General features: G+C 71.3%; 21 protein-coding genes and 2 pseudogenes. 8 read left to right on the plus strand and 15 right to left on the minus strand.

Annotated features, from left to right (window positions below; translation table 11 throughout):
• Window positions 1–75 precede the first annotated feature (75 nt).
• Genes ACIGAN_RS11945 through ACIGAN_RS11965 form a run of 5 tightly spaced genes read left to right on the plus strand, consistent with a single transcriptional unit; the run spans window position 76 to window position 5759 of the window.
• Window positions 76–2916, plus strand: a complete 2841-nt coding sequence (locus ACIGAN_RS11945; protein WP_399856964.1) for a nitrate- and nitrite sensing domain-containing protein — start codon at window positions 76–78, stop codon at window positions 2914–2916.
• Complete coding sequence (locus tag ACIGAN_RS11950) at window positions 2913–3437, plus strand: roadblock/LC7 domain-containing protein (protein WP_365087610.1); 525 nt, start codon at window positions 2913–2915, stop codon at window positions 3435–3437. The genes ACIGAN_RS11945 and ACIGAN_RS11950 overlap by 4 nt, the downstream gene beginning before the upstream one ends.
• Complete coding sequence (locus ACIGAN_RS11955; RefSeq protein ID WP_309097786.1) at window positions 3434–3856, plus strand: DUF742 domain-containing protein; 423 nt, start codon at window positions 3434–3436, stop codon at window positions 3854–3856. Before ACIGAN_RS11950 ends, ACIGAN_RS11955 begins: the two co-directional genes overlap by 4 nt.
• Entirely contained in the window at window positions 3837–4484 is a 648-nt protein-coding gene (locus ACIGAN_RS11960) for a GTP-binding protein (protein ID WP_365087609.1), read from the plus strand. Before ACIGAN_RS11955 ends, ACIGAN_RS11960 begins: the two co-directional genes overlap by 20 nt.
• A gap of 12 nt (window positions 4485–4496) precedes the next feature.
• On the plus strand, window positions 4497–5759 hold the full coding sequence (locus ACIGAN_RS11965; protein ID WP_365738724.1) for a styrene monooxygenase/indole monooxygenase family protein: 1263 nt from the start codon (window positions 4497–4499) through the stop codon (window positions 5757–5759).
• On the opposite strand, the gene ACIGAN_RS11970 is transcribed toward ACIGAN_RS11965, so the two are convergent.
• The 10 genes and pseudogenes from ACIGAN_RS11970 to ACIGAN_RS12015 all read right to left on the minus strand — a co-directional run bounded on the left by ACIGAN_RS11970 (window position 5756) and on the right by ACIGAN_RS12015 (window position 15093).
• Window positions 5756–6919 carry a C40 family peptidase gene (locus ACIGAN_RS11970; RefSeq protein ID WP_399856967.1) on the minus strand — a complete coding sequence of 388 codons (1164 nt, stop codon included), beginning with the start codon at window positions 6917–6919 and terminating at the stop codon, window positions 5756–5758. The two genes, ACIGAN_RS11965 and ACIGAN_RS11970, sit on opposite strands and share 4 nt — an antisense overlap.
• Window positions 6920–7025: 106 nt before the next feature.
• Window positions 7026–7325, minus strand: a complete 300-nt coding sequence (locus ACIGAN_RS11975; RefSeq protein ID WP_365087606.1) for a hypothetical protein — start codon at window positions 7323–7325, stop codon at window positions 7026–7028.
• 10 nt (window positions 7326–7335) lie between these two features.
• The gene (locus tag ACIGAN_RS11980; RefSeq protein WP_399856969.1) at window positions 7336–7992 is read right to left on the minus strand and encodes a TetR/AcrR family transcriptional regulator; all 657 of its coding nucleotides are present in this window, start codon (window positions 7990–7992) and stop codon (window positions 7336–7338) included.
• 242 nt (window positions 7993–8234) lie between these two features.
• On the minus strand, window positions 8235–9173 hold the full coding sequence (locus ACIGAN_RS11985; RefSeq protein ID WP_365087604.1) for an AurF N-oxygenase family protein: 939 nt from the start codon (window positions 9171–9173) through the stop codon (window positions 8235–8237).
• Between the two features lie 154 nt (window positions 9174–9327).
• The gene (locus ACIGAN_RS11990) at window positions 9328–10806 is read right to left on the minus strand and encodes a penicillin-binding transpeptidase domain-containing protein (protein WP_399856971.1); all 1479 of its coding nucleotides are present in this window, start codon (window positions 10804–10806) and stop codon (window positions 9328–9330) included.
• Window positions 10803–12167, minus strand: coding sequence for an FtsW/RodA/SpoVE family cell cycle protein (locus tag ACIGAN_RS11995; RefSeq protein WP_365087602.1), 1365 nt, complete (start codon window positions 12165–12167; stop codon window positions 10803–10805). Before ACIGAN_RS11995 ends, ACIGAN_RS11990 begins: the two co-directional genes overlap by 4 nt.
• Before the next feature lie 52 nt (window positions 12168–12219).
• Window positions 12220–12624 (minus strand): SH3 domain-containing protein, encoded by a 405-nt coding sequence (locus tag ACIGAN_RS12000; protein WP_399856973.1) that lies wholly within the window; start codon window positions 12622–12624, stop codon window positions 12220–12222.
• A gap of 110 nt (window positions 12625–12734) precedes the next feature.
• Window positions 12735–13403, minus strand: a pseudogene (locus ACIGAN_RS12005) (ATP-binding protein); the annotation flags it as partial.
• Window positions 13404–13636: 233 nt separating this feature from the next.
• Window positions 13637–14269 (minus strand): annotated as a pseudogene (locus tag ACIGAN_RS12010) (two-component sensor histidine kinase); the annotation flags it as partial.
• The gene (locus ACIGAN_RS12015; RefSeq protein WP_399856975.1) at window positions 14266–15093 is read right to left on the minus strand and encodes a hypothetical protein; all 828 of its coding nucleotides are present in this window, start codon (window positions 15091–15093) and stop codon (window positions 14266–14268) included. The gene ACIGAN_RS12015 and the pseudogene ACIGAN_RS12010, both read right to left, overlap by 4 nt.
• A 495-nt stretch (window positions 15094–15588) precedes the next feature.
• Here ACIGAN_RS12015 and ACIGAN_RS12020 point away from each other — a divergent pair, with 495 nt between their 5' ends.
• Window positions 15589–16392, plus strand: coding sequence for a nuclease-related domain-containing protein (locus ACIGAN_RS12020; RefSeq protein ID WP_365087599.1), 804 nt, complete (start codon window positions 15589–15591; stop codon window positions 16390–16392).
• Window positions 16393–16573: 181 nt separating this feature from the next.
• Here the strand turns inward: ACIGAN_RS12020 and ligD are convergent, their stop codons facing one another.
• Window positions 16574–17455, minus strand: a complete 882-nt coding sequence (gene ligD / locus ACIGAN_RS12025; RefSeq protein ID WP_365738707.1) for a non-homologous end-joining DNA ligase — start codon at window positions 17453–17455, stop codon at window positions 16574–16576.
• Between the two features lie 54 nt (window positions 17456–17509).
• On the opposite strand from ligD, the gene ACIGAN_RS12030 reads away from it, so the two are divergent.
• Window positions 17510–18553 carry a non-homologous end joining protein Ku gene (locus ACIGAN_RS12030; RefSeq protein ID WP_365087706.1) on the plus strand — a complete coding sequence of 348 codons (1044 nt, stop codon included), beginning with the start codon at window positions 17510–17512 and terminating at the stop codon, window positions 18551–18553.
• A 48-nt stretch (window positions 18554–18601) separates the two neighbouring features.
• Window positions 18602–19465 (plus strand): MBL fold metallo-hydrolase, encoded by an 864-nt coding sequence (locus ACIGAN_RS12035; RefSeq protein WP_365738705.1) that lies wholly within the window; start codon window positions 18602–18604, stop codon window positions 19463–19465.
• Between the two features lie 11 nt (window positions 19466–19476).
• Here ACIGAN_RS12035 and ACIGAN_RS12040 read toward each other — a convergent pair whose 3' ends face one another.
• The 4 genes from ACIGAN_RS12040 to ACIGAN_RS12055 all read right to left on the minus strand — a co-directional run bounded on the left by ACIGAN_RS12040 (window position 19477) and on the right by ACIGAN_RS12055 (window position 23718).
• The gene (locus ACIGAN_RS12040) at window positions 19477–19959 is read right to left on the minus strand and encodes an Asp23/Gls24 family envelope stress response protein (protein ID WP_365738703.1); all 483 of its coding nucleotides are present in this window, start codon (window positions 19957–19959) and stop codon (window positions 19477–19479) included.
• Window positions 19960–20223: 264 nt separating this feature from the next.
• Window positions 20224–20820: a hypothetical protein gene (locus ACIGAN_RS12045; protein WP_399856978.1), complete on the minus strand. Its 597-nt coding sequence runs from the start codon at window positions 20818–20820 to the stop codon at window positions 20224–20226.
• 781 nt (window positions 20821–21601) lie between these two features.
• Window positions 21602–22420 (minus strand): hypothetical protein, encoded by an 819-nt coding sequence (locus ACIGAN_RS12050; protein ID WP_399856980.1) that lies wholly within the window; start codon window positions 22418–22420, stop codon window positions 21602–21604.
• The gene (locus tag ACIGAN_RS12055) at window positions 22417–23718 is read right to left on the minus strand and encodes a DNA cytosine methyltransferase (RefSeq protein ID WP_399856982.1); all 1302 of its coding nucleotides are present in this window, start codon (window positions 23716–23718) and stop codon (window positions 22417–22419) included. The genes ACIGAN_RS12050 and ACIGAN_RS12055 overlap by 4 nt, the downstream gene beginning before the upstream one ends.
• Between the last annotated feature and the right edge of the window lie 187 nt (window positions 23719–23905).

Below are 23905 nucleotides of genomic sequence, written 5' to 3' on the forward strand. Positions count from 1 at the left end.
AGGGTCGGGAAGTGTACCGGGAGTACGCACCAGTTGACGGAGCGTCATCCGGCCCCAAGGGTTCACGAGTCAGGAATGCGAGCACCGGTGCAGAAGACGCGGCCTCGTCGCACAGGCAAGCAGACGGCCCCCGTTCAGGGCGCTGAGCCGACACCCCCCACCGGCAAGGGCCGCCCCACACACGTCCGCAACCGGCTGATCGTCGCGGTGGCCGTGGTCGCCGCGGCCATCGCCGGAGCCGGCACCCCCTCGGTGCTGGCCGCCTCCGCGGAACTCCACGACTCCCAGGAGCTGGTGACGCTCGCGGAGCAGACGCAGGACGCCCTCGCCCTCGCGCACTCCCTCGCCGACGAGCGCGACGACGTCACCGCCTACATCGCGGCCGGCCGCCCCAAGTCCAAGGCGCCCTCCGAGCAGCACAGCGAACGCGTCGACCGGCAGGTCGAGGAGTTGCGCGCCGACACCGACGCGCCCGCCGCGCTCCGCTCGGGCCTCGACGGCATAGCGGCCGTACGGCGAGCGGCGCTCACCGGCAAGAGCAGTGCTCTCGAAGCGCACCAGGCGTACTCCGCCGCCATCACCGAACTCCACCGGCTCGCCGAGCAGCTGGCCCAGCAGTCGCCGCCCCGCGCGGGCGCCGGCGGCCACGCGCTGGCCGAGCTGGACTCCGCCGTCCAGCAGGCCGCCGCGGCCCGGGGACTGCTGCTCGCCGCGCTCACCGTGCCGCGCGGCACCGAGACGGTCATCGACCCCGTCACCGGACTGCCGACCGAGTCCGCCACGTCCACCGGCGCCGACGCCCGGCAGCGCGACGCCCTGAGCGCCGCCGCCCAGCAGGCCCGGCTGCGCTCCGACGCGGCGCTGGCCGACTTCCGGGCCACCGCCCCCAAGGCGGCCCGCACCTCGTTCGACAGCACGGTGACCGGCACCGAGGTCAACTCCGCCGAGAAGTACCTCGCCACCCTCACCGACCAGCCGTCGCTCTCCGGCAGCGAGCTGTCCACCAGCACCAAGCGGCTGGACGCGGCCCTGTCCGCCCGGGTCGACCTGATGCGCGGCGTCGAGTCCGCCCTCTACGACCGCCGCACCAAGGACCTGGAGGCCCTGCGCGACGACGACGTCACCGCGCTGGAGATCCGCATCGCGATCCTGGGCGCCCTGATGCTGCTCGCCGTCGGTGTCGCCACCGGCATGGCCCGCAGCCTCACCCGCCCGCTCGCCGTCCTGCGCCTGGGCTCCAAGCGCCTCGCCGAGGCCGAGGACCCGGCGGCCGAGGAACCCGTGAAGTTCACCGGCCGCAACGACGAGTTCGCCCAGGTCGTCCGCTCCGTGAACGCCCTGCACGCCCACGCGGCCGCCCTCACCGAGCGGATCGCCACGCTGGAGTCCGACCGCAAGCACCTCGTCGGGCAGCGCCAGAAGATGGCCGACGCCCGGGAGGAACTGCGCGGCCAGCTCGCCGAGTCCGCGGCCCAGCTGGAGCGGCTGCGCACGGCCATCGGCGGCACGTTCGTCAACCTCGCCCTGCGCACCCTCGGGCTGGTCGAGCGGCAACTGGCCGTCATCGAGAACCTGGAGGAGCGCGAGCAGGACCCGGACCGGCTCGCCACGCTGTTCAAGCTCGACCACTTCGCGACCGTCATGCGCCGGCACAGCGAGAACCTCCTGGTCCTCGCCGGCACCGAGCACGTCCAGCACGCCGCCGGGCCGGTGCCGCTGGTCGACGTCGTGCGCGCTGCGGTCAGCGAGATCGAGCGGTACGAACGGGTCCGGATCGCCGCGCTGCCGCCGCACGCGCACATCGCCGGGTTCGCCGCCGACGACCTCTCCCACCTGCTGGCCGAACTCATGGAGAACGCCACCTCGTTCTCCCCGCCCGACCTGCCCGTGGAGATCTCCGGCTGGCTGCTGGAGAACGGTGAGGTGATGCTCTCCGTCCAGGACGAGGGCATCGGGATGACCGAGGACCGGCTGGAGCGGCTGAACTCCCGCCTGTCCGACTTCGACCCGGAGGCGCCCTACGACCAGGAGGGCGAGGACGGCCTCGGCCTCGGCCTGTACGTCGTCGCCCGCCTCGCGCACCGCCACGGTGTGCGCGTCCAGCTGCGCGAGCAGAAGCAGGGCGGGGTCGCGGCGGTCGTCGTCCTGCCCCGGACCCTGCTGGCGGCGGCCCCGCCCGCGGCCGTCCCGGCCTCCGGACCGCCGTCCGGCACCGCCCACTCCTTCTCCCTGCCCGGCGCCGACGCGGAGGCCAACTCCAACGTCCTGCACGGCCGCACCAGTGGCCAGGACCCGCTGGTCGCCCTGGCCGAGAAGGCCGTACGGCGGCAGGAGGCCGGCGCCGGCGCGACCGCCGCCGAGGACTCCGAACCGGCCGGGCACCCGGAACCGGCCGGGCCGGCGGCCGGCACCGCACCCGCGGATGAGGCGGCGGCACCGGCCGAGTCACCGGCCGAGACCACCATGGAACTGCTGGCTCCCGTACCGCAGGAGGAACCGGAGCCGACGCAGCACGACAGCGCGGCCGACGACGGCGGAACCACTCCGCACGAGCCGGCCCCGCACGCTCACGAGACCCGCACGGGGGGTGCGGGCGGGAGCGAACACGCCGGAGCGCAAGCCGAGGCGGAGGCCGACGCCGAACACGAACGCGTCACCGACAAGGGCCTGCCCAAGCGCACGCCCAGGATCACCGCCCCGGCCGCCGCCCCACGCCAGCGCAGCGGCTCCGTCGACGCCGAAGCCCTGCGCCGCCGCCTCGGCGGCTTCCGCCAGGGCGCCCAGGCCGGCTACCGCGAGGTCGAGGCGGAGATCGCCGAGCAGACGGCCTCGCACCGGCGGCCGGCCACCGGCACATCTGGACCAGCTGATTCCGAAGAAGCCACGGGGGGCACAGTCGAGGAGGCAAGCAGTTGACCGCGCCCAGTACCTTCGGACTGATCGGACTGAGCAGTGAGGCCCGCAACCTGCACTGGCTGCTGACCAACCTCGTCGAGGAGGTGCCCGGCATCCTCTCGGTGGCGGTCGTCTCCTCCGACGGACTGCTCCTGCTGTCCTCCGACGCGGACCGCAACAAGGAGGCCCGCGAGGCCCGGCAGACCCGCGAGGGCCGCTCCGCCGGCCCGCGCGGCTCCGCCGCCGACCTCGCCACCATCGTCTCCGGCATCGGCAGCCTCACCATCGGCGCCGCCAAGCTGATGGACTACGGCGGGGTCAAGCACACCATGATCGCCATGGAGGAGGGCAGCCTGTTCGTGATGTCGATCAGCGACGGCTCGCTGCTCGGCGTGCACGGCTCGGCGGACTGCGACATGAGCGTCGTGGCCTACCACATGGCCCTGTTCGTCGGCCGGGCCGGTCACGTGCTGACGCCCGAACTCCGCAGCGAGCTCCGCAAATCCCTGGAGGAGTCCCAGACGACGGGGAGTGCCCGATGAGCAGCAAGCCCAAGCAGCACCTCCCGGTCCGCGGCGGTGACCGCAAACCCGCCCGGGTCCGCCCCTACTCGCTCACCGGCGGCCGGACCCGCTTCGGCCACGTCCTCCTCGTGGAGACGTTCGTGGCCAGCACGGCGGCGCTGGACGCCCCGGAGGAGCGCAAGGAACTGACGAACGGCAACCTCTCCAGCCGCGTGATGCCGGAGCTGCGGGCCATCGTCGAACTGTGCCGCCGGATGCGTACGGTGGCCGAGATCGCCGCGCTGCTGAAGATGCCGCTCGGCGTGGTCCGCGTGCTCCTCAGCGATCTCGCGGACCAGGGAAAGATCCGTGTGTACGGAACGGGGACCGGCCACGGCACGGGCCGCCCGGACCGCGCTCTGCTGGAAAGGGTGCTGAGTGGACTCCGTCGTCTCTGACGCCGCTCACGGCGTCGCTGCTTCCTCCCCGCTCGCCCAGCCCGACGCGGGCCTGCGCGCCTGGGAGACGGACCGCACCCGGGCCCCCATAGCCACGAAGATCGTGGTGGCGGGCGGTTTCGGCGTGGGCAAGACCACCCTCGTCACCTCCGCCTCGGAGATCACGCCCCTGCAGACCGAGGCGCTGATGACCGAGGCGAGCGAGGCCACCGACGACCTCACCGCCACGCCGGACAAGACCTCCACCACCGTCGCCATGGACTTCGGGCGCATCACGCTCGACGACGACCTGGTGCTCTACCTGTTCGGCACTCCGGGCCAGCAGCGGTTCTGGTTCATGTGGGACGACATCGTGCGCGGCGCGATCGGCGCGGTCGTGCTGGCCGACACCCGCCGCCTGAAGGACTGCTTCCCGGTCCTGGACTACTTCGAGAGCTCCGGGCTGCCGTACGTGGTCGCGGTCAACCACTTCGACGGGGCCGAGCTGTTCGAGCCGGAGGATGTGCGGGAGGCCTTGACCATCCCGCAACACATACCTGTCATGATCATGGACGCGCGTCGCCGGATCTCCGTGATCGAGACCCTCCTGGCCCTCGTCGGCCACGCGCTGGACGAAACCCCCGAGTAGAGGACAGCCCGCATGCGGAAGATACTCGTCGTCGGAGCCGGCCAGTCCGGTCTCCAGATCGCCCTCGGCCTCCAGTCGCAGGGGTACGAGGTCACCCTGATGTCGAACCGGACGGCGGACGAGATCCGCACCGGCCGGGTCATGTCGACGCAGTGCATGTTCCACACGGCCCTGCAGCACGAGCGCGACCTCCAGCTGAACTTCTGGGAGTCCCAGGCCCCGAAGATCGAAGGACTCGGCGTCTCGGTCGCCGCCCCCGGCTCCTGGGCCGAGGGCCCCGCCGCCCGCGCCATCGACTGGCTGGGCCGCCTCGACGGGTACGCGCAGTCGATCGACCAGCGCGTGAAGATGGCCGGCTGGATGGAGACCTTCGCCCAGCGCGGCGGGCAGCTCGTCATCCACGGCGCGGCCGTCGGCGACCTCGACTACTTCTCCCGCACCTACGACCTGGTGCTGGTCGCCGCCGGCAAGGGCGAACTGGTGCAGATGTTCGCCCGCGACCCGGAGCGCTCCCCGTACAGCGAGCCGCAGCGCGCGCTGGCCGTGGCGTACGTCCACGGCCTCGGCCCGCGCCCGGAGCACCCGGACACCGAGGCGGTGCGCTGCAACCTCGTGCCGGGCGTCGGCGAGCTGTTCGTCATGCCGTGCCTGACCACCTCCGGCCGGGCCGACATCCTCTTCTGGGAGGGCATACCCGGCGGCCCGCTCGACGTCTTCGCCGGCGTCAAGGACCCCGCGGAGCACCTCTCCCTGACCCTGGAACTCATGGAGCGGTACGTCCCCTGGGAGTACGCGCGGGCCACCAAGGTCGAACTGACCGACGCCGGCGGCACCCTGGCCGGGCGCTACGCCCCCACCGTCCGCAACCCCATCGGCCGGCTCCCGAGCGGCGGTCTGGTGCTCGGCGTCGCCGACGTGGTCGTGGCCAACGACCCCATCACCGGGCAGGGCTCCAACTCGGCGTCCAAGTGCGCCGCCGCCTACCTCGCCTCGATCGTCGAGCACGGCGACAAGCCGTTCGACGAGGAGTGGATGCGGGCCACCTTCGACCGCTACTGGGACACCGCCCAGCACGTCACCAAGTGGACCAACGCGATGCTCGCGCCGCCGCCCGAGCACATCCTGAACCTCATCGGCGCCGCCGGGGAGATCCAGCCGGTCGCCGACCGCTTCGCCAACGGCTTCAACAACCCCGCGGACTTCGAGAACTTCTTCTACGACCCGGAGAAGACCCAGGCCTACCTGGTCGAGGCCTCCGGCGCGGGCGCCGCCTAGTCCGCGTCGTCCCGGGAGTCCCCGTCACCCTCGTAGCCCTCGTCCGACCCGTCCGTCGCGCCCTCGGGAAGCTCCGGCGGCTCGAAGCGCCGCAGGGGCTTCCCGTCCGGGTCCGGGCGGACGGCGCCCAGGACGGGGTTGGCCGCGATCGGTGACACCTTCACCTTCGCGCCCGGCCGGGGCGCCTGGACGACCTGGCCGTCGCCGAGGTACAGCGCCACGTGCGTGGCCTCCTCGAAGTACACGACCAGATCGCCCGGGCGCAGCTCGTCCAGCCCGATCCGCTCCAGCCGCCTCCACTGCTCCTGGCTGGTGCGCGGGATCGGGATGCCAGCCGCGGCCCACGCCTGCGAGGTCAGGCCCGAGCAGTCGAACGACTCCGGGCCCTCCGCGCCCCACTCGTACGGCTTGCCGAGCTGCCGTACGGCGTAGCGCACGGCCCGGCCGCCCGCCGCGGTCGGCCTGCGGACGGTGTGGGTGCTGCCGGGGGCGCCGAGCGCGCCGGAGGCCATGAACCGCTGCTGCGCCTTCGCCACGCCGTCCTCCTCCAGCTCGGCGACGGCGCTGAGCTGGTCGTCGTCGAGGGAGGCGAGCAGTTCCTCCACGTCGTGCAGCCGTCCGCGCACCGTGTCGCGTTCCTTCTTGCGCCGCTCGGTGAGGGCGAGCTGCTCGTCGAGTGCCTTGCGGGCCTTGCGGGCGAGGTCCCGGGCCTTGCGCTCGCTGCCGGTCAGCCGGCCGAGGGTGCCGGCCCGCTCCCGTGCGATCCGGCCGATCACCCGGCCCTGGTCCACCGCGCGCTCCGGGTCGCGGGCCAGCAGCAGGCGGACGTAGGGGGAGAGGGCGGTGCTGCTCTGGTACTGCTGCCGGGCCAGGCGGCCGGCCGCGCCCCGGCTGTCGTGCAGGGAGAGCCGGGCCCGGGCGAGCGCGCGCTCCAGCCGGTCGGTCTCGGCGCGCTGCCTCCTCAGCTTCTCCTCGGTCGCGTTGTACGCCTCGGTGGCCCGCTCGGCCTGGCGGTACAGCCGCTGAAGGTCGGTCAGGAGCCGTGCGACGGAGGGCTGTTCCGCGTCCGGCTCGGGCGCGGCCGCGGCGGGCAGGGGCGTGAGGGCCGTGCCGGCGGCCGCCGCCGCGACGCAGACCAGTCGCGCAAGGGTTCCTGACATGCCGTCACCTCCGGTGCGGGGGCGGCCCTGTGCCGCCGGACACCGTGAGGATCAGGCGTGTGCGCGGGGTGCGCGCGGTGAGTGTGCGCGGTTCGGCGCAACGACGTCACCCGTCGGCGTCGTCCCGCTTGCCGGGCGGCGTGGCGTCTGGCTTCGACCACGGCCAGTTCAGCCGGCGCGCCGGGGCGCCCTCCGGGTCGTAGGCGTACTTCCAGCGGTTGGTCAGGCCGACCCTGCCCGGTCCGCGGGGCACGCGCCGGTAGACCAGCACGGTGGGCGGTCCGCCGTCCGGGTCCGGGACGGGGATGCGGTACGTCTTGGGCGGGTGGCCGGTGATGCCGAGCAGGACGGGCAGGACCCTGCCGTCCATGGGGCCGCCCTCGAAGGGGGTGTCTTCGCTCTTCACGGGATCAGTGTCAGACATCCTCGGCGAGGGCCAGGACCAGGGCGTCCGTCTGCGGGTCGCGGCGGGCCGTCACCGTCAGCATGGCCACGAACTGCTCGACCAGCCAGTCGCGGAGCTCCGGTGCCGGGGGGGCCTTGTCCTCGTCCAGCCAGATCAGCGACGACGCCTCGACGGCCGTGATCCACATGCGGATGGTCATGCGCAGGCGGGGGCCGGGGTCGGTGACGCCCAGGTGGCTGAGGATGTGCTCGGCCGCGACGCGGCGGACGCCGTCGACGATGGCGGTGGTCCGCGAGGTCTCCACGACGCTGCCGCCCTGGAGGAGGGCGCTGAAGCCGGCGTCGTGCTCGTCGACGAAGGCGAGGTAGCGGTCGAGGGCGCGGGACAGGCGGGGGAGCAGGGGGCCCTCGCGGGGTTCGTCGAAGCAGTGCTGGAGCTCGTCGGCGGCGGAGCGGAGCGCGGCCTCGTAGAGCTGCTGCTTGCCGCCGGGGAAGTACCGGTACACCAGGGGTCGGGAGACGCCGGCCGCCTCGGCCACGTCGTCGAGGGAGACCTCCTCCGGCGCGCGGTGCGCGAAGAGGCCCAGTGCGGCGGTGAGCAACTGGCTGCGGCGCTCCTCGACGCTGAGTCGCCGGTAGGCGGGGGTGGGGGCGGCGGCTGGTGTCATGCTCCGCAGCGTAATCGGGGGGCCGGGGGGCTGCGTAGCGGTGGGCCGGGGCCTGCGGCGCGGGTGGCCGGTTCGGGGCGGGTGGCCGGTTCGGGGCGGGTGCCCCCCGCCCGAGGCGGGGCTTGTGGGTGATGCGCCAGACGGTGAGGGGGGGGGGTCGGTGCCGCGTCGGAGGGTGTCCGTCCTCGGAACGGCGCGATGGAGTTGCGTGCCCACTGACTGTCCGATGCGCTCCGGCGGCCCTACGCCAGCAGGCCCGACGACTTCCACAGGCGGCGGCCCACGCCCCGCAGGACGCCGATGTCGTCGAGGAAGTCCGTGAGCCGCTTGGCGCCGGTCTGCATGACCTCGCGGCGGTGGCCGCTGGCCTTGACCTGGGCGAGTGCCTCGCGCTTGTCGAGGCCCACGTTCGTGTAGACCTCCGGGTTCACGAACGCCACCGAGAAGACCCGGGCGAACTCGCCCGAGGTGATGCGGGTGAACTCCTGGGACCACTTGGGGGCCGTCACCATCTGGCGGCGCAGCTCCTCGCGGGCGTAGCGGACGTGGCGGGCCTCCTCCACCACGTGGATGCGGGTGACGCCGCGGATCAGGGTCTGGACCCGCTCGTCCGGAAAGGTCAGGCGCTGCATCCAGTCGAGGACCTCCTCACCCAGCAGGGTCGCCGTGAAGGAACCCGGGGTGGTGGAGATGGTCTTGAACAGCCGGCCCAGCTGCTGGTGGACGCGGCCGACCGGGTACCAGGGCGTGCCGCCGTGGGTGATCAGCCGGGCGAACATCTTGGAGTGCCGGCACTCGTCCTCGATCTCGGTGAGGGCGTACCGGACGTGCGCGCTGGTCGCCGCCTTGTCGTAGATGTGGCGGACCAGCAGCTGCATGAGGATGATCTCGAACCAGATGCCGAGGGAGGCGAGGGCGGCCGCCTCGTGCTGGGACAGGAGGATGCGCTGCTCCTCGCCCATGCGCTTCCAGAGCGGGGTGTCGTAGAGGGACACCAGCTCAGGGGGCCAGAACCACTTGCCCTCCTCGAAGGGCGCGTCCCAGTCCAGTTCCTTGTCCGGGTCGAAGGAGTGCTTGGCGGAGGAGTCGAGCAGCCGCTGGGCCACCTGCTCCCGGTCCTTCAGCAGGCCCAGGGCGTCGCGCAGGCCGTCGAGCGCGTCGGCTTCCGTCAGGGTCGTCATCGCTGCCCACCTCGTTGTGCACACGTCACCGTCGCCCTTTATGAGACTGCCTGTCAGCAAGCCCGTCAATCCCTTGCGCGCGACTTGTTGCGGTCGATCCGTACGACCTGCCGAACCCACCGGACGAGGCGGTGCCCCTCGCCGGGACGCCGGGTCAGGAACCGGGCGCGCGGTCCCGTGACTTCAGCACCGCCTCCATCACCGCCCGCGCGATCGGCGCCGCGTCGCCGCCGCCGCTGATGTCCCGGCGCTCCTCCTCCGCGTCCTCCACGACGACCGCGACCGCCACGCTCGGCGTCAGCTCCCGGGCGCCCTGCGCCCACGAGATGAACCAGGCGTACGGCATCCCCGAGTTGCCGAGGCCGTGCTGGGCGGTGCCGGTCTTGCCCCCGACCCTCGCCCCGCGGATCGCGGCCCGGCGGCCGGTGCCCTCCTCCACGACCTCCCGCATCAGGGCGCGCAGCCGCACCGCCGTCGAGGGGTACATCGCCTGGCGCACCCCGCGCGGACCGGCGGTCGACAGGACGCTCCCGCCCGGCCGGGTCGTGCGCTCCACCAGATAGGGCTCGCGCACCTGGCCGCCGTTGGCCACGGCCGCCGCGACCATCGCCATCTGCAGGGGCGTGGCACGGGTGTTGTACTGCCCGATCGACGACAGGGCCAGCTGCGCCCGGTCGAGCGTGGTGTCGAAGGTGGAGCGGGCCACCGGGAAGGGGATCGCCAGTTCGCCGTTGTTGAAGCCGAAGGCGCGGGTCGTGGCCGTCATGTCCCGCAGGCCCACCTCCACACCGAGCTTGGCGAACACCGTGTTGCAGGAGAGCGTGAACGCCTTGCGCACGGAGGCGTCCGCACAGCCCCGGGACGCGTTCCTCAACCGGGTCCGCGTCCCGGGCAGGGGGTACGGGTCGGGGGAGTCGGTCGGCGCGTCGAGGTCCGAGACCACCCCGGCGTCCAAGGCGGCGGCCGCGGTGACGACCTTGAAGGTGGAGCCGGGCGGATACGTCTGCCGCACCGCCCGGTTGAGCATCGGCCGGTCCTCGTCCGCGGTGAGCCGCGCCCACGCCCTGGCCGCCGCCGACCCGTTCCCCGACAGCGGCTGGGGGTCGTAGGAGGGCGCGGAGACCAGGGCCAGGATCCGGCCGGTCGCCGGTTCCACGGCCGCCACCGCGCCCTTGAGTCCCGCCAGCCCTTTGAACGCCGCCCGTTGCGCGGCCGGATCGAGGGTCGTCACGACATGACCGCCGGAGCTGCGCGCCCGGGTGAAGTCGTTCCACAGCGGGAACGGCGCGAGCATCGGGTCCGACCCGGACAGCACCCCGTCCTGGGCGTCCTCCAGCAGCGTCGTCCCGTACAGCTGGGAGGCGAAGCCGGTGACCGGGGCGTACAACGGGCCGTCGGCGTAGGTGCGTTCGTAGCGCAGATGCTCGCGGGTGTCCCTCGAGCCGGTGACGGGCCGGCCGCCGACCAGGATGTCGCCGCGCGGCCGCTCGTAACGGGCGATGTCCTCACGCCGGTTGGCCGGATTGCGGTCGTACTCCGGGGCCTGGAACACCTGGACCCGGGCGGCGTTCACCAGCAGGGCCACCAGCAGCAGGGCGCAGAAGAAGCCGGCGTGCCGGATGTGCCGGGTCACCGGGGGACCTGCCCGTCGTGACCGCGCCGGGCCGAGTCGCTCACCCGCAGCAGCAGCGCCACGATCGCCCAGTTGGTGACCACCGACGAGCCGCCCTGCGCCAGGAACGGCATCGCCATGCCGGTCAGCGGGATCAGCCCGGTCACCCCGCCCGCGATCACGAACACCTGGAGCGCCACCAGCGAGGCGAGCCCGACGGCGAGCAGCCGGCCGAACGGTTCGCGCAGCGCCAGACCCGCCCGGAAGCCGCGCTCCACCAGCAGGCCGTAGAGCAGGATGACGGCGGACAGACCGGCCAGGCCCAGTTCCTCGCCCGCCGTGGCCAGGATGAAGTCGGACTTCACCGCGAAGCCGATCAGGACGGAGTGGCCGAGGCCGAGGCCCGTGCCGAGCAGACCGCCCTCCGCGAAGGCGAACAACGACTGCGCGAGCTGGTTGGCGCCCTCGCCCGCCTCGATCGACGCGAACGGGTGCAGCCACGTCTCGATCCTGCCGTGCACGTGCGGCTCCAGCCGGCCGACCGCGACCGCGCCCAGCGCCGCGAGCAGCAGCCCCACGGCGATCCAGCCCGTGCGGCCGGTGGCCACGTAGAGCAGGACCACGAACAGGCCGAAGAAGAGCAGTGAGGTGCCGAGGTCGCGCTCCAGGACCAGCACGCCCACGCTCACCAGCCAGACGGCGACGATCGGGCCGAGGACCCGGCCGGTGGGCAGTTGCAGCCGCCAGACGCGGCGGCCGGTGTAGGCCAGCGCGTTGCGGTTCGCGGCCAGGTACGCGGCGAAGAACACCGCCAGCAGCACCTTCGCGAACTCGCCCGGCTGGATGGAGAACCCGGCGACCCGGATCCAGATGCGCGCCCCGTTCACCGCCGGGAACAGGATCGGCAGGGTGAGCAGCACCAGCGCGGCGACGACACAGACGTAGGTGTAGCGCTGGAGGACCCGGTGGTCGCGCAGGAGCAGCACGACCAGGATGAACAGGGCCACGCCCAGCGTCGACCACACCAGCTGCGCCGGTGCCGCCCGGTCGCCGGGGGTCTCCAGGTCGAGCCGGTAGATGAGCACCAGGCCGAGGCCGTTGAGCAGCACGCCGATGGGCAGCAGCAGCGGATCGGCGTACGGGGCCCGCAGGCGCACCGCCAGATGCGCCAGCAGCGCGAGCACGCCGAGCCCGGCGCCGTAGCCGGCGGCACCGGGCGGAAGCGCCCCGTGCCGGGCGAGGCCCACGGCGCAGTAGCCGTACACGGACAGCAGTACGGCCAGGACGATCAGGGCGAGTTCGACGCCCCGGCGCCGGGGGAGGCGGCGGACGGCGGGCGCGGGCGGGTCCGCCGTCGCCACGGTGATTCCGGCCTTGCTCATGTCCGGAACCTACCCAAACAGTGCGTCTTGTGTGCCTTTGGATGACGGAGTGTCAGCACCAGCGTGGCGCGGGACCGATGTTGTCGATGTAGCGGGCCGCGCCCCAGGCCCAGGTGCCGTCGGTGAGGAGGTACCAGAGCGGGTTGCCCTTCACGGACTCGCCGCCGGTCTTGCAGAAGATCGAGACGACCTCGCCCTTGTGGGCGTACCGGATGATCTGCGAACCGCGGTTCGGGGCGCTGCGCAGCGCCAGCGTGTTCGCCGTGACGACGCCCTTGTAGAGGTGCTTGCCGTGGTGGCCGTGGTGATCGCCGCCGGTGGGGTCGTAGTGGTGGTTGCCGCCGTTGCCGCCGGTCGCGTCCCAGTCGTCGTGCGCGGCGGCGGCGGGCGTGACGGCGGCCGCGGCGGCGAGGAAGACCGCGGCGGTGACTATGCAGAGGCGGGAGCGCAGGGACATGGGACTACCTCCATGTGGGGGCGAAGGTGCTGAAGCTGACTATTCGCCACATTAGGAGCGGCCCGCCCGGGGCGCCCCTCACAGTGGGCCGAAGGAGGCGCGGCCCGGGCTCAGTCCACCGGCAGTTCGAGCGTCGCCACCGCCCCGCCGTCCGGGGCGTTCGCGAACTCCAGCCGCGCCCCCAGCACCTCCGCCTGCCCCAGCGCGATGGTCAGGCCCAGCCCGTGCCCCCGGGCGCCCCCCTCCGTGCGGAACCGCTGCGGCCCGTGCGCCACCAGGTACTCGGGGAAGCCGTCCCCGTGGTCCCTGACGGTGACCACCGGGCCGTCCACGGTCAGCACCACCGGGCCCCGCCCATGCTTGTGCGCGTTCGCCACCAGGTTCCCCAGCACCCGCTCCAGCCGCCGCCGGTCCGTCTCCACGGCCACGTCCCGTACGACGACGACCTCCGTGCCGCTCCCCGCCGCGCGCACCACCCGCTCGGCCAGCGGCCCCAGTCGCTCGGTGTCCAGCTCCAGCCGCTCCCGCCCGGTGTCCAGCCGGGAGATCTCCAGCAGGTCCTCGGTGAGGGTGCGCAGGGCCGCCACCCGGTCGCGCACCAGCTCCGTCGGCCGGCCCGGGGGCAGCAGCTCGGCCGCCGCGTGCAGGCCGGTCAGCGGGGTGCGCAGCTCGTGCGCGACGTCCGCCGTGAACCGCTGCTCGGCGAGCAGCTTGCTCTGCAGCGACGACGCCATGGAGTCCAGCGCGGCGGCGACCGCGGCGACCTCGTCCTGCGGCCGGTCCCGGACGCGCGGCCGCACGGGGTCGCTCGACCGGGCGGGGTTCTTCGACCGCGCCGGGTTCTTCGACCGGGCGGGGTTCGTCCGCCGGGCGGGGGTTTCCGGCCGGGGGGTGGCTTCCGGCTCGGCGGGGATTTTCTGCCGGGCGGAGGCTTCCGGCTCGGCGGTGGCTTCCGGCCGGGCGAGTTCGTGAGGCCTCGGGGGCTGTCAGGCCTCGGAGGGCTGTCCGGTCGGGACGGGTCCGGGGAACGCGCGTGGCCGCTCGGCCCCGGACGGGGACCGGAACGTGGACGGGGACGGGGACGGGTGCGGGGGTCGTTGACGCGTGCGTCCAGGTCGCCCGCGCTGATCCGCCGGGCCACCAGCGCCGTGGCGTGCAACCGCCGGGTCACCCGCGTCACCGCGAACGCGCCGACCAGCAGCGTCGCCCCGATCGCCAGCCCCGACGACCACAGGATCGCCCGGTCCAGTCCGTCGATGGTGCGCGCCTGCTGGGAGTAGTCGACCGCCACCGCCAGGGCCCGGCCGCCGTCCACCGGCCCCGCCGCCCACATCACGGGCCGCCCCTCCAGGTCCGCGACCATCGTGCCCCGGTCGCCGTCGGCCGCCAGCTCCCGCAGGGAAGCGGGCAGCCCCGGCGGATCCACCCCGGCACCCCGCCGCAGCGCGTCCCCGGCCTCGTACCGCTCGGTCGCCTGCGCCAGCCGTTGCAGCGCCTGCTGGCGGGCCTGGCCGACGGTCTGGTTCGTCACCTGCACGTGCACCAGGACGCCGAGCAGGGCGGCGAGCGCACAGCACATCACCGTGATGAAGACGGCGGCCTTCACGGCGAGCGTCCCCGACCACCGGGGCAGCACGGCTCTCATCCGCCGCTCGCGGGAGGCGACACCGACGGCGAGGACGGGGTGGGGGAGGGGGCGGACGGCGAGCCGGAGGAACGGGCCGACGGCGGGGCCGACGGGTGCCGGGAGTGTCCTCGAGGTCCCGTGCGCAGCATCTCGTCGTGGGTGAGGAGCATGGCCCGCTGGTCCCGGTCCCAGGTCCACTGCAGGCGGTACTCGTAGCCGGCGACCTCCGACGGCGACCGGATGACCAGCGAACGCCCCGCCAGCTCGACGCCGCTGAGCGCGTCCTCCCACGCCATCACCTGCATGAGCCGGTCCTCGTCGACGGTGTAGACCCGCACGGCCGTGGTCTGGCCGGGCAGCAGCCGGAAGCCCAGCGTCAGGTCCTCGTGCCCGTCGCCGGTCAGGTCCCGGTAGTACGGCCTCAGCACGGGGCACTTCCCGTGCCCCGGGCCCTCGGCGCAGTCGGCCATCCGGCGGTCGGTCTCGCGGTAGGGCGCCTTGTCGCCGGCGTAGTCGCCGGGGTTCGCGTCGATCTCGGCCCGGACGATCCCGACCGGGTCCACCCGGCGGATGTCGCCGTCGGCGGGGACGTCGACCCCCTTGACCGGCTCGGTGTTCACCTCGCCGATCTCGAAGGCCGGACTGGACGCCGGGGTCAGTTCCGGCCACAGCCGCGCGGGGCCGACCGCCGTCGGGGTGGACCCCGCGCCCTCCAGCCCGCCGGCGTCCCCGCAGCCCACGGCGGCCGCCAGGACCAGCACCCCGGCGACGGCCCGGCGCACGACCCGGCCGAAGCGGCGTTCAGACGGGCCGGGGCGGCTTCCGGGGCGGCTGCGGGGCACTGCACTCCTACGGTTCACGGTTCCTCACGCGGCGCGGACACGACCACCGGCCGCGTACACCTTATTCGTGGGGAAGTCCCATTTGCGCGCGAGGGCGGCCGTCTGCCGCGCTCCCCGGCCGGCCCCCGCGACGGCCGGCCCGTGGGCCGCGGCCCACGGGCACTCGACGAACCGGTCGTCGTGCACCGCCCGGGGCGAACGGCGGGCGGCCCGGGACCAGTCGGATCGCCCCTCGCCGCGGCAGCACCGCCGCACCAGCGGGTGGGGGACGACCGGCCGGAGCGGCGGTGGTCGCTGAACCGGCGCCGCGGGCCTGCCGCAGGCGCGCCACGATGCCTGCCTGCCCACCCCCACCGCCGGAGGCCTCACCCGGCACCGACCAGGCACGGCACCCTCCCGGCGGCCGGGCCGCCGCCGGTCCGACTCCTCGGCGCGGTCTCCGGCTTCTTGCACCGGCAGCACCCCGCCTGTTCCCATGGTCGGGGGTGATGCCGCATGAACGGACTGCGCGTCGTACCGACCTGGCGGCACGGCCGCGAGCGCCTGTACGTCTGCCTCGCGGACGGCAGGAACATCGCCTGGTACGACCGTGACGCGGCCCGGGTCAATCTGCTCGGCGCGGACCGCGAGGACGACGTCATGACTGCCCTGGGCCCCTTCATCACCGGCCCGGTGACGGTCGGACCGCCACCCGTGCCCACACCGGCCGAACTGGCCCGCCTCGCCCTCCACCCCGACGACGACCTGGCACCCAACCGCCCGGGCGAGGCCCTGCTCGTCGCCCTCGACCGAGACCCCGGCCCGGCCCGCAGGCTGCGACCCGACCCGCGCCGCCGCGCCCTGGAGGCCGAGCAGACGGTCGGGGAGGCCCTGGACCGGCTGGACGGCGCGGGCTGGCACGCCCTGCACTCGGTGCCGCTGCCCGGCGGCGACCGCGTCCACCATCTGCTGATCGGCCCCGGCGGGCTGTTCGCGCTGCACACGCTCCACGCCCGCCGCCACCGCGTGACCGTCGCCGATCCCCTGGTCACCATGGGCCGCCGCGACCCCCACCCCCTCCTGCGCGCCGTCCGCGCCACCGCCGACCGGGCGTCCTACGCCCTGACGGCCGAGGTCCGCCCGGTCCTCGTCCTGGTGGACCCGGTGTCCGTGGCCGTCCCCACACCGCCCCGCGAGGTCCGCGTCCTGACCGACACACAGCTGGACACCCTGTCCCGCCAGGGAGGCGTCCTGAAGCCGGCGGACGTCGAGGCCCTGCACGCGATGGCCCGCGACCGGAACACCTGGGAAAGGGTCTGAACGGGCCCCGGGCCGGGATTCCGTCGCCCGAGGCGCCAAGGCTCTGAACCGGTCCAGAGTTGGACGCGCCAAGGCTCTGAACCGGTCCACAGTTGGACGCGCCAAGGGTCTGAACAGGTCAGGCCCGGGCCCCCATCGCCCGACGCACGCCCGAGCCGGCCTGCACCACACCCCCCATGGGCTACGGCAACTCCCCGGCCCGCCGCCGGTCGAGCAGCGGCGCCAGCAGATCCCCGAAGTCCTGCACCCTCGGCGCGATGTCCCGGGCGTGGAAGTCCAGCCGGCCCGGCGCCCGGCACTCCTCGATCTCCGCCCAGGTCACCGGCGCCGAGACGGTCGGCTCCGCCCGGGCCCGCAGGGTGTAGGGCGTCGCCGTGGTCTTGCGGGCGGCGTTCTGGCTCCAGTCGACGAAGACCTTCCCCGGGCGCAGGCTCCTGGTCATCCGGTGCAGCGCCAGCCGCGGCATGGCCTTCTCCGCCTCCACGGCCAGTGCCTTGGCGTACTCGGACACCCGCTCGGAGGAGGCCCCGCGCACGGCGGCGAGCAGATGCAGCCCCTTGGAGCCGGAGGTCTTGCCGTACGCCTCGATGCCGTCCCGCGCCAGCCGCTCCCGCAGCCACAGCGCGACCTCGCAGCACTGCACCACGGTCGCCGGCGCCCCCGGATCGAGGTCGAAGACGATCCGGTCGGCCTCGTCCGGCGTGCCGACCAGCCACTGGTGGGTGTGGAACTCGGCCACGAGGTTGGCCGCCCACATCAGGCTCGGCAGATCCTGCACCAGCACCATCCGCGACGGCCCCTCCACCCGCGGCACCTCGGCGGTCATGACCCACTCGGGCGTACCCGGCGGCACGTTCTTCGTGAAGAAGACCTGCCCGTCCGGCCCGTCCGGATACCGCAGGAAGGACACCGCCCGGTCCCGCAGATGCGGCAGCAGGACCTCGGCGACGGTCGCGTAGTAGTGCAGCACCTCGCCCTTGGTGAAGCCGCCGGCGGGATAGAGCACCTTGTCCAGATTGCTGAGCGCGAGCCGTCGCCCCTCCACCACTGTGATAGGCGCCATACGATAAGAATCCCACGCAAACCGTGACAAACACTCCCGAGCGTGACCGGAAGGGTGCTGCACGTGAGATCCATCTGGAACGGCGCCATCTCGTTCGGCCTGGTCAGCATTCCGATCAAACTGGTGAACGCCACCGAGAGCCACTCGATCTCCTTCCGCCAGATCCACACCGAGGACGGCGGCCGCATCCGGTACCGCAAATTCTGCGAACTGGAGGACCGCGAGGTCACCCAGGGCGAGATCGGCAAGGGGTACGAGGACGCGGACGGCTCGATCATCCCGATCACCGAGGAGGACCTGTCCAGCCTGCCCCTCCCCACCGCCAAGACGATCGAGATCGTCGCCTTCGTGCCGGCCGACCGGATCGACCCCCTCCAGATGGACGCCGCGTACTACCTCCAGGCGAGCGGCGCCCCGGCGGCGAAGCCCTACACCCTGCTGCGGGAGGCGCTCAAGCGCAGCAACAAGGTGGCGATCGCCAAGTTCGCCCTGCGCGGCCGGGAGCGGCTGGGCATGCTCCGGGTGGTCGGCGACGCGATCGCGATGCACGGCCTGCTCTGGCCCGACGAGGTCCGAGCCCCCGAGGGCGTCGCCCCCGACACCGACGTCACGGTCCGCGACAAGGAGCTGGACCTCGCCGACGCGCTGATGGACACCCTCGGCGAGGTCGACCTGGAGGACCTGCACGACGAGTACCGCGAGGCGGTGGAGGAGGTCATCGCCGCGAAGGTCGCCGGCGAGGCCCCGCCGCAGGCACCCGAACCCGCGGCCGGCGGCAAGGTCCTGGACCTGATGGCGGCCCTGGAGAACAGCGTCCGCGCGGCCCGCGAGTCCCGCGGCGAGGAGGCCGGGGACCACGCCGAGGTCAAGCCGCTGCCGCGCAAGACCTCCCGTGCGGCCCCCAAGCAGGCGGGCGGGAAGAAGTCGACGTCGACGGCGAAGAAGACGGCCGCCAAGAAGACGGCGGCCTCGTCGAAGAAGTCGACGGCCAAGTCGGCCCAGGGCGCGAAGAAGACGGCGGCCAAGAGCACGGCGGCCAAGAGCACGGCCAAGAAGACACCGGCGAAGAAGTCGACGTCCCGCAAGCGCTCGGCCTGAGGGCCGCCGGACGGGTACCCGGCCCTGCGGGGGAGACGGGAGAGCACCATGCACGCCACCCACACCGAGGGCGACACGACCGGCGACACCGTCGACGTCCACTTCGTCGGCAACGCGACGGTGCTGCTGACCTACGGCCCGCTCACCCTGCTCACCGACCCGAACTTCCTCCACCGGGGCCAGTACGCCTACCTCGGGTACGGCCTGCTGAGCCGCCGCCTCACCGAACCGGCCCTGGACGTGCACGAACTGCCCCGTCTCGACGGGATCGTGCTGTCCCACCTGCACGGCGACCACTGGGACCGCCGGGCCCGCCGCCACCTGGACCACACGGTGCCGATCCTGACCACTCCGCACGCGGCCCGCCGCCTGAGGGTCCTGCACGGCTTCCGGCGTACGGCGGGCCTGCGCACCTGGGGGTCCCTCACCCTCGTCCGCGACGGAGCCCAGGTCACTGTCACCGCCCTGCCCGGCCGCCACGCCGGCCACCCGGCGCTGCGCGCGCTGCTGCCGCCGGTCATGGGCAGCATGCTGGAGTTCGGTCCCACCGGCGGCCCACCCCGCCTGCGCCTCTACCTCTCCGGCGACACCCTCCTGCACGACGGCCTCGACGAGATCACCCGGCACTTCCCCGCCGCCGACCTGGCCGTCCTCCACCTGGGCGGCACCACGCTCCCCGGCGGCTTCGTCGTCACCATGGACGGCGCCCAGGGCGCGGAACTGGCCCGCCGCCTGCGCCCCCGCCTGATCCTGCCGGTCCACTACGGCGACTACACGGTGATGCGCTCCCCGCTGTCCGCGTTCCTGGCCGAGGCCGACCGGCTCGGCCTCGGCGACCGCGTCGTCCACTGCGCGCACGGGCAACGCGCCCGCATCACCGGCGCGCCCGGGGCGGTACCGACGGTGTCCTGACGCGACGGCCCTCAGGCCACGCGCCTGCCCTCCTGCCCGCCCCCGGACTCCTCGCCCTCGTCATCCGGCTCATCGGGCAGATGCACGTCGCCGACGGCGATGTTGACCTCCACGACCTCCAGTCCCGTCATCCGCTCCACGGCGCTGATGACGTTGTTCCGGATGTCGGCGGCGGTGTCGGCGATGGCGGCGCCGTACTCGACGACCACGTCCAGATCGACGGCGGCCTGCCGCTCGCCGACCTCCACCTTCACGCCCCGCGTGACCCCACTGCCGGAGCCGGTGCCCGGCACCCGCTGCCGCACGGCCCCGATGGCCCGGGTCATCCCCCCACCCAGGTGATGCACCTCCGGAACCTCCCGTGCGGCCATCCCGGCGATCTTCGCGACGACCGGATCGGCGATGCTCGTACTGCCCCGGGTCCCGGGAGCACCCATGTGCCCCTGCGCTGCCGAGGCCCCGTCCTGCTGCCTGCGCTGAGTGGTCTCCGTCATGACCGTCACCTCGATGGGGGTGAGGGGTGAGGGTGTCGTTCCTCTCCACCGTAGAACACGGGAACGTATGGGGCGAAACAACCGCAGCGCTTCCGATGCCGCTGCTCACCGCACGGTCCGTGCCGACTGGGGGAGTGGAGTCCGCAAGTGAGTCCGCGAGGACACGACGCGACGGTTCGGACCGTCGAGATGGCCCGACAGGTTGACAACTCGCCCGGTAGGGCAGCTGCGTTGATGGTCAAGGGCAAGCGGCCTGCGCGGGTGCTAGTTGCGCAAGGTGAGCGTCACGTCGGCCTTGTCGTCGGGCTGCCCCTCGCTCCAGTTCTGCACATGTACATTCCTGGAAACGCTTGCCCCGGGAAAAATAATCATGTTCGCGAAGGCTGACGTGCCATCCAGATCGCCGGTGTTCTCGCTGGCCCCCTCGTAGAATTTGACGAGGCCCTCGGTGACGCGAATGACACCGTTCGGATCGATGTTGAGTCGGTAGTGCACTTCGACCCTTATCTCTCCGCCACACCGGGATGCCAGTCGGATCTTGTTGGAGAAGCCGCTCTTGACTACGCGGGGAGTGAGCGAGAAGCCGCGGTTGCAGATCGTGTTCGAGCCGACCGTCTCGTAATCCATGATCCGCATGCTGACGTTTCCGGTTACCGTGCGCTCGGCGGCCCGTGCGTCCGTCGCCAGGGCGGGGACTGCTATGGCCGCTGCCACGGGAATGACGAGTGCCCGCCGGAGTGTGGAGCGATGGGAGCCAGGGCGCATGCCTTTTACCTTCATGGTGACCTCCATCCATGCGTGCACAAGGCTGAAACCCCTTCGGTCAACTCTCCCCTGCTTCCAAGCTACGTCCGAGGTCACCCGTCCGCATTCTGAACCGACGCTTCAACTCTGGTTAGTTGAACGGTCAGTTGCCACCTCGCGGTCGTGCCCCTGGCGACCTTCGACCGCATCCCGCACTCCCGGCCGCTGGCGGCCGCGAGTAGCGATGCCTCACGACGGCTGATGAGATACGCCCGGGCGTCGGCACCGGAGCGTGCGCAGAGCCATCCACGCCGGGCACGGGCTCCGGGGGGCGCAACCTGGGTGCTGCCTGTCCCGGTGGAGAGCTGGCGCCGCCGGAATGAGAAACGAGAGAGCGGGAGCCAGTTCCACTGGCTCCCGCTCTCTCATGTCGGCACGCGCCCTGGTCAGCGGCTGATCTGCGCTGCCTGATCGGCGAGTGCCCCCGGCAGGATTCGAACCTGCGCACACGGCTCCGGAGGCCGTTTGGAGCGCATACGTCTTCCCTGGTCAGGCCGCTCCGTCAAGGCTCGATGTGCAGAGCCGTCCACGACTGGTCCAGAAGTCCAAACGGGAGCCGCTGATCAGGTGAACTCGGAGAAGCCTGTGCGAGGCTTGGCGGACACGATCTCTCCTCGACGTTTCATGGCGAGGGCGCCACAGCCCACGCAGCGGTACCACTTAGCAAATTCGACAATACTTTCACCCATACCCACGAGTGAGAGGGTACCGTGACACTCCGGACATCCTTCTGCGATTAGCTCAGCGTGTTCGATATCGTCACGCCATAGAAGGCCGCAATCTGGGCAATCAAAGCGAACGCCAGATCGCCAGATGCGCTTCTTCTTCTCGCCAGGGCTCATTTGTTTCGACTGCTCCCAGACATGCGCTCGTAGAGTGCGCGGTCCTCAGGTGTGACTGCTGCCGCTGACACCAACTTGTAGTGCTGTTCTTGCAGAACAACGATTTCATCGTCCTGTAGGGCGAGCTCGAATAGTGCGATTACCTCGTTGTCCATAAATTGAGCGGCAATTGGGCGCGCTACAAGATCGGGGAACTTGGCGGCGCAAACTGCAAGATCTTGCTCGGCTTGTGTCACGCCCAGTTCGTCTTTACCGCCCTTGGCCTGTACAGGTAGGACGTACTGTGCCCCATGACGGTCAACGGCGACATAGATCTCATCGACCTCCACCTGGCCGATTGTCGGAGCCGTGGTCCTGAGGTGATTCTGTAGGGAGTATGCAGCGACCCCTAGGAATACATCAATGAGACGGTTGTAGCGCACAAGAGCGAGTAGGGCCTGCTCGTCGCCGAGTGCACTAGAGCGAATGATTTCTGGTGTTGCATCGGGAACTTTGGTAACGACCAGATCAGTGCGGGGTAGAACACGAGCTGCGGCGCCTACAGCGACGAATGCATACTTAGCCCTCCCTGTCCCTCGGATTATCCAATGCTTTCCCTTTGGTGCCTTATCGGCAATTGAGGGGGGCATGGATGCCCTGTAGCGCTGAGAATAGACGACGTCACCAAGGTTCTTAGGGAGATCGACACCAAGCTCCTGCGCCCCCTGCTCCAGCGCTGAGCGTTCCCAATGGACCTCAGTGTCCCCCTCGGAATAGTGGTGAAAGAATACCCACTCGATGAGGGCTTGGTAACGGGTGAGCTTTGCCTCACTCATGAAGGGTTAACAGCCTTCCTATCCCGTTGCGGAATTACTCGTTCGGTAAGTCCAAAGTAATTATGGGCGTCAGTGGCATTGAAGCGCAGCAGCTTAGGGTCGCCGGGTACGACTTCTACTCCAGGTTGAGGCGTGAGGCCATCGGCTCGCAGCACCGCTGCCCCAACTGCTCGCCCGAGGTGGGCCGGCACACTGTTGCCGATTTCGCGGAACCCGTTCCACTTAGTGACATGGAACCGAAACCAGTCAGGGTACCCGTGAAGGCGGGCAGCTTCGCGGACGGTTAGCACGCGAGGCAAATACGGATGAATAGGGCGAGGGGCGGTGTAAGCTCCGCGGTCTGAATTGGTTCCCGCGCGGAGAGTGTTACATACACCTTCAGGATGTAGACGGAGGAAGCGAGAGATAGGCTCGCTAGTTCCGGGTGCTGTCGCGGTAAATCTGTCAATTGACTTAGCGGTATGCACCGTTCGCATCGACGAAGTTAGAAGATCGGGATCGAAAATGCGAACATGCGAGTGGTCGTCTGGCTCGCGGATCAACCCTCGGAGTGCTGCAGAATAATCAGACGGTTGGCCATAGGTGGCAATAGTCTGATCATCATGCAGCAGGGCTTCGTAGGAGTCGGCGTCCGGAAGGTCGCAAAGGGCATCACGCACGCTCGGGCCTAGTGGCAGCTTGGCTGCCGACGGCAAGCTTCCATTGATTCTTCGTGGCGTGAAGCGTGGTGCCGGATAGGAAGGAAGGGGAACGTCGTGCCGGGCCCCAATGAGAACTAGGCGCTTGCGTGACTGAGGCGTCCCAAATTCTGCCGCCTGGAGCACCTTGTACGGTAGGAGTACCTGATACTTGGCTTTCCCCATCACATCCACGACCTCGTCAAGAAGCTGGCGATGGTTACCAGAAGTGAGGCCGGAAACGTTCTCCATGATGAAGTAGCGGGGCTGTAGTTCGATGACGATTCGCGCGAACTCCGCAAGTAGGGCGTTCCTCGGGTCGTCGAGGGCGCGCTTACCCATCATCGAAAAGCCTTGACAGGGGGGTCCGCCAGCGACAACGTGGATTTCCTGGTCGCCAATTCCCGAGCGCTGTCGGATCTCAGCTCCCGTCATGGTGGATGCGTCGCGGCAGAACGTAGTCGAGTAGGGGTAGTTGTACTCGTGTACAGCCGCGTGGATTGGGTCGTACTCAACCGACGCTGCGATGTCGAAGCCAGCCTGCTCAAGGCCAAGGGACAGCCCGCCAGCGCCGGCGAACAGGTCCACGGCGAGTGGGCGACGACTGTCGATCATTTTCATGGGAGTACACCTTAAGGCAAGCGAGGCTGGGGGAGGGAGCGGACCCGCAAGCTCGAGCGACCAGGGGCCCATGACCTGGATGGGGCAACGTCATGTATCCCCGTCACGGCCGTAGGCGCGCATCAGGGCAGGTGCCGAGTAAGAGAGCAGGGTCGCAAAGCCAAATGCGGACTCTGAATGATGAGAC

This window comes from Streptomyces sp. NPDC085931 (assembly GCF_044540565.1).
GTDB lineage: Bacteria > Actinomycetota > Actinomycetes > Streptomycetales > Streptomycetaceae > Streptomyces.